Here is a 9,854-nt window from a genome sequence, read left to right on the forward strand (position 1 = left end):
TTTTTACTATGTCCGATTATTCCAGATTTCATTTATCCGAGAAACCAAGGATCATCAGTGCTCAGATCCCCGGCACGCGTTCACAGGAATTACTGGCCCTTCAGCAGGAAATTGAAGGTAGTATAGTGTCTTATCCCAGGAGTATACCTATTGCAATTGAACGCGCAAAAGGCGCGGTGGTAGAAGATGTGGACGGTAATCAGTTCCTCGACTTCTTCGCTGGTGCCGGCGTGGTGAACCTGGGACATACAAATGAGGAAGTACTGTCTTATGTTACTGCACAACAAGAGAAGCTCATTCATGCGCTGGACTTCCCCACTGAAAATAAATTATCTGCTATTAAGAAAATACTGGCGCATCTGCCTGAGGAACTAAGAGGTCAGTATAAGGTGAGCTTCGGCGGCCCCACTGGTTCTGATGCCATAGAAGCCGCACTGAAACTGGCTAAAATTAAAACTGGCCGCGATACCATCATCGCTTTTACCGGTGGTTATCATGGTATGACTTCCGCAGCGTTGTCCCTTACTTCAGACACTGCTTTCCGCAACCGCCTGACCTCCCTCACGCCAAACGTACACTTCGTTCCATACAGCTATTGCTACCGCTGCCCATTCAGGCTGGATGAAGCCAATTGCAAAATGGCCTGTGTAGACTACCTGCGCAATATCCTGGAAAATAGCCACTCCGGTATTCCAAAGCCGGCAGCCATTGTGATAGAGCCTATACAGGGTGAAGGCGGAAACATTGTACCGCGTGAAGGTTACCTGGAAGCACTGGTGAAGCTGGCGCATGCACATGATGTGCTGGTGATCTTCGATGAAATCCAGAGCGGGTTTTTCCGTTCCGGGGAATTCCTGGCCTGGATGCACACCGGCGCTGTACCTGATATCATCACTATCTCCAAAGGTATTGGTGGGGTAGGCCTGCCGCTGGCAGGGCTCATCTATCGCAGGGATGTAGAGGCATGGGGCCCCGCAGCACACATCGGTACTTTCCGCGGCAACCAGGCCAGCCTGGCCGGTACAAATGGTGCGTTCGACTTTGTGGACAGGTACAACCTAAGCGAGCATACGAAAAAAGCTGGTGAGAAACTGATTAACGGGCTGAAAGCTTTGCAGGAAAACAGCGCCTACATTGGCGATGTACGCGGCAGAGGCCTAATGATCGGTGTGGAACTGGTGAAAGATAAAAAGACAAAGGAGCCATTCCCGGCGCTGGTGAAACGCTTCAGGAATGAGTGCATGCAGCGTGGACTCATCTTCGAAGTAGGTGGACATTACAATAATGTGGTGCGCCTGGTGCCGCCATTAATTATTACAGATGCCATCATCGACAATGCCCTGGCCATTATGGAAGTGGCGCTGGCAGAAAGTGAATCGGCTGTAAAAGAAACGGTGAGAATGGCAACTGTATAAGCCTCCGGGCTGCTGCTCCCCAATTTTTATCGCCCCTATAAAATGTAACCAATGAACGATAAGCAAAATATACAGAAGATTTACCCCCTCACTGCCATGCAGGAAGGCATGTTGTTCCATGCCATGTATGGCGGCACCAACGCCTATTTCAACCAGGTATGCTACCGCACCTCCGGCTTGCTGGAGGTACCCGTGCTGAAGGAAAGCCTTGATCAGCTTTCCCTGCGTCACGACATCCTCAGAACCGCTTTTGTATATGAGAAGAACGAACGGCCTATCCAGGTGGTGCTTAAAAACCGCAGGATTGGTTTCGGGTTAACAGATATATCCCACCTCAGCGAGGGCGATGCAGCAGCCTTTACAGCGGAATTCAGAGAGCAGGACATTGCGCGCGGGTTCGACCTTGTGAAAGACCCGCTCATGCGCCTTTCCGTAATAAAACTGGCCAATAACAGCTATGAGTTTGTATGGAGCCACCATCACATCCTGCTGGATGGATGGTGTATTCCCGTGTTATTGCAGGAACTGGTGACCATCTACCACGCGCTGGCAGCTGGTCAGCCAGTCCGACTCGCATCTCCTGTACCCTATTCCCTGTATATCCAATGGCTGGAGAAACAGGACAAACAGGAGGCGGCCAGCTACTGGCGAAATTATCTCAACGGTTACACCTCGGTAGCCTCCGTACCGCCGGTATTATTCCCGGTATCCGACAATGGCCCCCGCCAAACACTGACAGAAAAGCTACGTTTACCCGATGCCATTACTACTCAGCTGGAAGGAATTGCCCGCCGGGAAAAGGTAACCATGAATATCCTGTTCCAGGCCATCTGGGCCCTGCTGCTGGCGAAGTTCAACAATACCAACGATGTGGTGTATGGGAATGTGGTGTCCGGCCGGCCTTCTGATATTCCAGGTGTAAATGAAATACTGGGACTGTTCATTAACACTATACCCCTGCGTATCCGCTTTCAGGCGGAGACCCGCTTCAGCGACCTGCTGCATACCGTTCACAATGAAAGCCTGGAAGGGCTGCCTTATCATTATGCCCCGCTTGCAGAAATGCAGGCTGGCAGCGCCCTGAAGCGTGATCTGCTCCAGCACATCGTAGCCGTAGAAAACTACCCCCTGGAGGAAAGTATTAAACAATCCGGCAACAAAGGCGATATTTTCGATGTGCAGGAAGTGAGAATGTTTGAAGAAACCAACTACGATTTTCATATCAACGTGATGGTAGGAGGGCAGTTTGAGGTGATCATGTCGTATAATCCTGCCAGCTATACTGCTGAATATATCCGCGCTATGCTGCAGGAATTGGAGCAGATTGTGATGCAGGTAGTTCGCGATGAGGATATACAGGTTGGTAATATCCGGATTGAAGTACCCCTGGAGGTTCGCTCACAACCGGCGTTTCAGCTGGCCTACTGGAAAAAGCAGTTATCGGGTGCAGAACCGCTGCAGATACCATCGGATTTCCCCCGTACTTCTGCGGCTCTGGTTGACTGGGCTACTGAATCGCTCCACATTGGTCAGCCGGAATACAATGCCCTCGCTATTCTTTCCTTCGAAGAAAATACCACTGTATTCAACACCCTGCTGGCAGCCTGGAATGTACTGATGTATCGCTACACCGGTCAGCAATCGATCAGCACCGGTATACCAGTAACCCGGGGAAATGGGCTGCTGCCATTGCGCATAGATGTGGAAGCCGCGCCGCTGTTCAGCCAATTGCTGCAGGAGGTGAAGCGTAAGAGCCGCACTGCAGCCGAACACCAGTATGTATCTCTGCCCGCCATCGCAACAGCAACTGGTATTCCTATGGAGGAACTTTTTGCCACCGCTTTTACAACTGCGGATACGGCTGTAACAGCCGAAGCGGAGTTACAGGTAAGCATAGTGGAAACAGCGGAAGGTGTACAGATCATGGTCCGCTATGCCGGCAGCCAGTATACCGGTACTACTATTCAGCGTATGCTCCGGCATTATCATCAAATACTTCGTGGCATCATTGCTAATCCCGCAGTTAAAACAGCACTGGTACCCTTGTTGACAGAAGAAGAGTCGGCAGCACTGCTAAAAGCCTCTGCCGAAAGAACAGCCGGTTACCCTTATCATAAAACGATCAACGACCTGATTGAAGAACAGGTTGTTAAGACCCCTGAAAATATTGCCGTAACATTCGGTACACAACAACTGAGTTATCGTGTGCTGAATGAGCGTGCCAACCGGCTGGCACATTACCTGCGCCTGAGAGGCATACAGCCGGATTCGCTAGTGCCTGTTTGCCTGGAGCGGGGCACTGAAATGATAGTAGCATTGCTGGGTATTCTAAAAGCCGGCGGCGCCTATGTGCCCGTAGATCCGGCATACCCGAAGGAGCGCATCGCTTTCATGCTGGAAGATACCGCAGCCCCCGTGGTGCTGGCAGCTTCCAATACTGCTCATGTGCTGGAAGACAACTCTACCGCAGAGCTGATATTACTCGACGATGACTGGGAGAAGATCAGCCAGGAAAATGCGGGCAATCCCGCACCGGTAGTTGCTCCTCATCACCTGGCCTATGTTATCTATACCTCCGGTTCCACCGGAAAACCGAAAGGTGTGCTGATTGAGCATCGCAATGTGGTGCGTTTATTCGAAACCGATGCACCCCTGTATGATTTCAACAGCAGTGATGTATGGACGATGTTCCATTCTTTCTGTTTCGACTTCTCTGTTTGGGAAATGTACGGTGCCTTGTTCTATGGTGGCCGCCTGGTGATAGTACCAAAGGAAACGGCCCGCGACGCCTTAGCCTTTGCTGCACTGCTGGCTGGCGAAGGCGTGACAGTGTTGAACCAGACCCCATCGGCATTTTATGTGCTGCAGGAATCGCTGGGAAGCACACCTGCCAACCTGGACATACGTTATGTGATATTTGGGGGTGAGGCCCTGAATCCTGCTGCAGTTAAACCCTGGGCAAGTATGTTCCCCGCCTGCCGCATTATCAATATGTACGGCATCACGGAAACAACCGTGCACGTTACCTACCAGAAAATTGGTGAGGCAGAAATGAACAGCAGCAGGAGCGTGATCGGAGAACCTATTCCAACACTTGGACTATATATCCTGGATGCAAACATGAATCTATCGCCCACCGGCGTTCCTGGAGAATTGTATGTATCCGGTGCAGGGCTGGCGCGCGGTTATCTGCACCGCAATGAGCTCACCAATGAGCGATTTATTCCTAACCCGTTGAATGGCGGAAAACTGGGCCGGCTCTACAAAACAGGTGACCAGGCCCGCTGGCTGCCGGATGGAAATATTGAATACCTGGGTCGTATCGACAACCAGGTGAAGATCCGCGGTTTCCGTATTGAGCTGGGAGAAATTGAAAATGCCATCCATCAGAGCGGTTTCGTTAAGCAGGCCGTGGTGATAGCAGATACAGACCGGAGTGGCGAAAAACGGTTGGTGGCATACATTACTACGGAAGACAATTTTACCCGCCAGGCATTACTTACTTACCTGGACAGCCGCCTGCCGGAGTACATGGTACCTGCCATCATTATTCCGCTGCCATTTTTCCCGCTTACCTCAAACGGAAAAACTGACCGTAACGCACTGCCTGCACCAGATGCTGGCCCGGTGGCCACTTACGAGCCACCAGCAAACGAAACAGAAGAAGTGCTGGTAAGCCTCTGGCAAAAGCTGCTGGGTGTTGAGCGTGTTGGTGTGCACGATAATTTCTTTGAAATGGGCGGGCACTCGCTATCCGCTATCCGCCTGGCTGCCGCTATTAATAAGCATTTTAGCGCTGCGCTGAAGGTGGTGGCAGTTTTTCAATATGCCACGATCCGCGAACTGGCCCGGCACATCAACCCGCACGAAGCCACCTATACCACTATACCAAAGGCACCGGAAATGGATACCTATCCATTATCGCATGCCCAAAAAAGACTATGGCTCATCTACCAGCTGGACGAAGCACGATCCAACTACAACATGCCGCTGGCCTTTACATTCCGCGGAAACATGGATTTGGCAGCACTTTCCGCTGCCTTTGACCTGCTGGTAACGAGACACGAGATACTACGTACGATATTTGTCACTGACGACGGGGAACCAAGGCAGCAGGTGCTGCGGCATGGACAAGGATTCGCCCTCCAGGTGAGCGACCTCCGTGGAAAAGAAAATGTCTATACACGCCTGGATACCCTGATAGCAGCAGAATCGGCAACTGTATTCGATCTGACAGATGGCCCTTTATATCGGGCACATCTCTGGCAAACGAACGAACAGGAATATGTATTCTTCATTGTGCTGCACCATATCATCACGGATGCATGGTCTACGGCTGTTATCATGAATGATCTGCTGCAGTTATATCATGGACTGCTGGATCATCGCAACGCCATGCCGCCCGCATTGAGCCTGCAATATAAAGACTATGCCGTGTGGGACCTGGCGCAGGCACAGCAACCCGGCTACGCTGTACACAGGGATTATTGGATGGAACAATTCAGGGAACCGGCACCCGTGTTGGAACTGCCGGCGGATTATCCCCGTCCTGCAGCGTTGGAACAAACCGGAAAACTGGTGCATACCCGCGTGGATGCTCCACTACTTGCATCGTTGAAAGCCACCGCCCATCAACAGGGCGTAAGCCTGTTCATGTTGCTGCTGGCCGGATTTAAAGCCTTGCTGTATCGTTATACCGGCCAGGAAGACCTGGTGATCGGTTCGCCGGCGGCTGGCCGTAGTCATACCGATCTGGATAACCAGGTTGGATTTTATGTAAATACATTAGCCCTTCGCACCCGGTTTGCCGGAGATCAGCCGTTTGCTGATTTGCTGGAGGCCGTGAAAATATCCACCCTCGGTGCTTACGAGCACCAGCAGTTCCCCTTCGATCAGCTGGTGGAGGAGTTGGCCATCCCCCGCGAAACTGGCCGCTCTCCACTGTTCGACATCATGTTCGTATTACAGAACATGGAAAGCGATGGTTTGATGCGAAAGGATACACTCAGCTTTGAAGTGACTGATTATCCACTGGGCTCACAGGGAAATAAATTTGATTTGACAATTGAGATGTGGGAGTCCGCCTCCGCATTGGAAATGACCTTTGAATATAACAGCGGTATTTTCAGCGAGGCACGCATGAACCGTATGGCTCAACATTTCAGTAATCTGCTGCAGGCAGTGGTGAAGGATTTGCAAACACCCCTCATCCGGCTGGATTATATAGCTGCTGAAGAGAAACAACTGTTGCTGGAAGTGTTTGCCGGCAGGGCAGATAAGTTGCCGAAACACATCAACGTAGTTCGCATGTTTGAAGAAATAGTGCTGCAGTATCCGGATGCGACGGCGGTAGGGGATGAGTCTTCTGTATACACTTACCGGGAACTGAATGTCCGCGCCAACACGCTGGCACATTATCTCCGCCTTCATTACTATACCGGTGAAAACGACATCGTAGCCATAGTGATGTCCAGGTCTGTTGATTTTGTTACTGCCATGCTGGCGGTGCTGAAAACGGGTGCAGCTTACCTGCCGCTGGAACACAATATACCAAAGGATCGTATACGCACCTTGCTGGAGCAAACGAATGCGGCGCTGGTGATTACGGATGATGCTGCAATAACTGATGGATTAGATGCAGGTATCCCTGTAATTGCTCCGGATGCCGCCACCCTGGCGCTGTTTCCACAGGACAACCTCCATGATACCAGCATCACCGGCAACTCAATGGCATATGTGATGTTCACCTCCGGTTCTACAGGTACGCCTAAAGGTGTGATGGTAACACACAAAAGCATTGTACGCTTAGTCAGGAATACCAACTATATAACGCTAACTGCAGCCGACCGCATATTGCAAACGGGCTCCTTATCATTTGACGCGGCCACCTTCGAAATCTGGGGTGCTTTGCTGAATGGAGGCCAGGTGCATTTGCTTGACCTGATGCATCTGCTGGACACCGAACAGTTGTCCGCCGCCATCAGAGAAAAGGAAATCAATACCATGTGGTTTACCGCCTCCTGGTTTAACCAGCTGGCAGACCAGGACCCAACGCTGTTTCGTCCGTTGAGCAGGTTGCTGACTGGCGGAGAGGCTCTGTCTCCATCGCATATACGAAAGGTACAGCAGGCCTGCCCGGGTATTGTTATCATTAATGGTTACGGACCGACGGAAAACACCACCTTCTCTATCTGTGGCCCGGTGCCGCATTTCCCGGAAACTGCTGTGCCGCTCGGGCGCCCTATCACCCACAGTACAGTGTATATCGTGGACAGGCACAACCAGCCCGTTCCCCTCGGTATTCCCGGTGAGATCCTGTTGGGAGGGGAGGGATTGAGTACGGGCTATATCGGTGATCCGCAGCGCACGGCTCATCAGTTCATTGCACATCCTTTTATGGCGGGCGAAAAGGTATACCGTTCCGGGGATATTGGCAAATGGCTGGAAGATGGTACGGTAGCGTTCCTTGGCCGTGTAGACGACCAGGTGAAAATCCGTGGTTACCGGGTAGAACCTGGCGAAATTGCGCATGCTGTCAAAGATATTCCAGGCATCCGCGATGCTTATGTTTCAGCGGAAAAAAATGCACAGGGGCATAAAATGCTGATCTGCTTTTATACAGCAACGCAGGCTTTACTGCCAGCTGTGCTGAAGAGCGCCCTGAAAGTGCAGTTGCCTGATTACATGGTGCCGTCCCTGTTCATTCACATGGAGCAGCTGCCGCTGAACAGCAATGGAAAGCTGGACAGGCAGGCACTGCCCGATATTGACTGGCTGCTGCAACAGCAGGCAAACAATAGCGAAGCTCCGTCAACGGAAATGGAAGCCGCTGTATTGGCTCTCTGGGAAGAAGTGCTGGGCAGAACAGGCTTCGGTATGCAGGATAATTTCTTTGAAGTGGGCGGGAGTTCACTGCTCGCGTATCGGATCATTTCCCTGGTGGAAATCAGGATGGGTGTGAAAATTAACCTGGCTGCCTTTTTCCGGAACCCGGAGATAGGTACACTGGCAGCAGTGATCACAGCAACAGCGCCATCTGCTGACAATGAAATCCCTTTGGTGCCTGCCGCAGAACTATATGAATCCTCCCGCGCACAACAACGTTTATGGATACTTGATAAACTGGAAACCGAAAAACATGCATTCAACATCACCGGTGCATTTGTAATCACGGGCGCACTGCAAATCCCAACATTGGAACAGGCATTGCAGCTTATGGTGGCAAGGCATGAAATACTGCGCACCGTTTTTGAAGACCAGGACGGCCTGCCATGGCAGCGCATCCTCGATGCCGAACAATGCCCCGTTTCTCTGGTGGTTACCACGATAACCGGCGACGTGAGAACCCACGGCGCGGCCTTGCTGAAACAGGAAGAACAACATGTGTTTCAGCTGAACCAGTGGCCGCTGATCCGCATGCAGGTAGTGAGCTCCGGGGAAGAACATGTGCTGGTGGTAAACATGCACCATATCGTTGGCGATGGCTGGTCCGTTCAATTATTCTATACTGAGATCCTTACCCTCTATACGCAGCTGGTAAACGGAGAATCACCAGTGTTGCCCGCGCTGCGCATACAGTATAAAGACTATGCAGCCTGGCATCAGCGCAGGCTACAGCAATTGTCTGTTAAAGATGAACCTTATTGGTTGAATAAACTGCAACAGGAAAATAGGCTGGAATTACCGCTGGATTTCCCCCGTGCCCGTACCCGCGCATATAGCAGCAATGCCCTGCGCTTTGACCTGGATAATGCCACCCTCACTACTTTCCGCACCTGGACCCGGGAACGGGAGGTGAGCATGTTTATGATCTGCCAGGCCCTGGTTTTACTTTGGCTACGGCATTATATGAAGACAAACGACATTGCCATAGGTACTACCTCTGCCGGCAGAGATCATCCTGATCTACAGCATCAGATGGGATTCTATGTAAACGTGATGGTACTGCGCACGCAGCTGCAGGAGCAGGATAGCTTCTTTACCGCATTGGACAAAGTGAAGATCACCACGCTGGAAGCATACGAACATCAGCATTATCCGTTTGACCTGCTCGTAGATAAACTGAAACAAAAAAGAGATCTCGGAAGAAACCCTCTCTTTGATGTAATGTTATCATTTAACGACGGCTTTTCCGTTGATGCGCCAACTGCAAACAATTTCACGGAACTGACCACGACACCGGGTGAAGGAACCAACAAATACGACCTGACTATTTTCTTCACCACAGATCAGGAGGATGGCATCCAGGTGGAACTCGTGTATAACAATTCGTTATTCATGGCATCCACCGCTCAATACCTGCAGCAACTATTTATGGCGGTAGTACATCAGGCGCTGACGGATCCACATGCAACCCTGACTGCGTCATCAGCCGCCACGCCAGTGCAGGAGGCTATTACACTGGAAGACGATTTTAGCTGACCCTTAACCCAAATTTTA

2 protein-coding genes are annotated in these 9,854 nt (G+C 51.3%); both read left to right on the top strand.

The features are described 5' to 3' along the window. The first annotated feature begins 8 nt into the window (after positions 1–8). Positions 9–1,415 (top strand): aspartate aminotransferase family protein, encoded by a 1,407-nt coding sequence (locus ABDW33_RS14585; RefSeq protein WP_343690802.1) that lies wholly within the window; start codon positions 9–11, stop codon positions 1,413–1,415. A 51-nt stretch (positions 1,416–1,466) separates the two neighbouring features. Then, on the top strand, positions 1,467–9,836 hold the full coding sequence (locus ABDW33_RS14590; RefSeq protein WP_343690803.1) for an amino acid adenylation domain-containing protein: 8,370 nt from the start codon (positions 1,467–1,469) through the stop codon (positions 9,834–9,836). Positions 9,837–9,854: the final 18 nt, after the last annotated feature.

This window comes from Chitinophaga sp. (genome assembly GCF_039596155.1).
Classification (GTDB): Bacteria; Bacteroidota; Bacteroidia; order Chitinophagales; family Chitinophagaceae; genus Chitinophaga.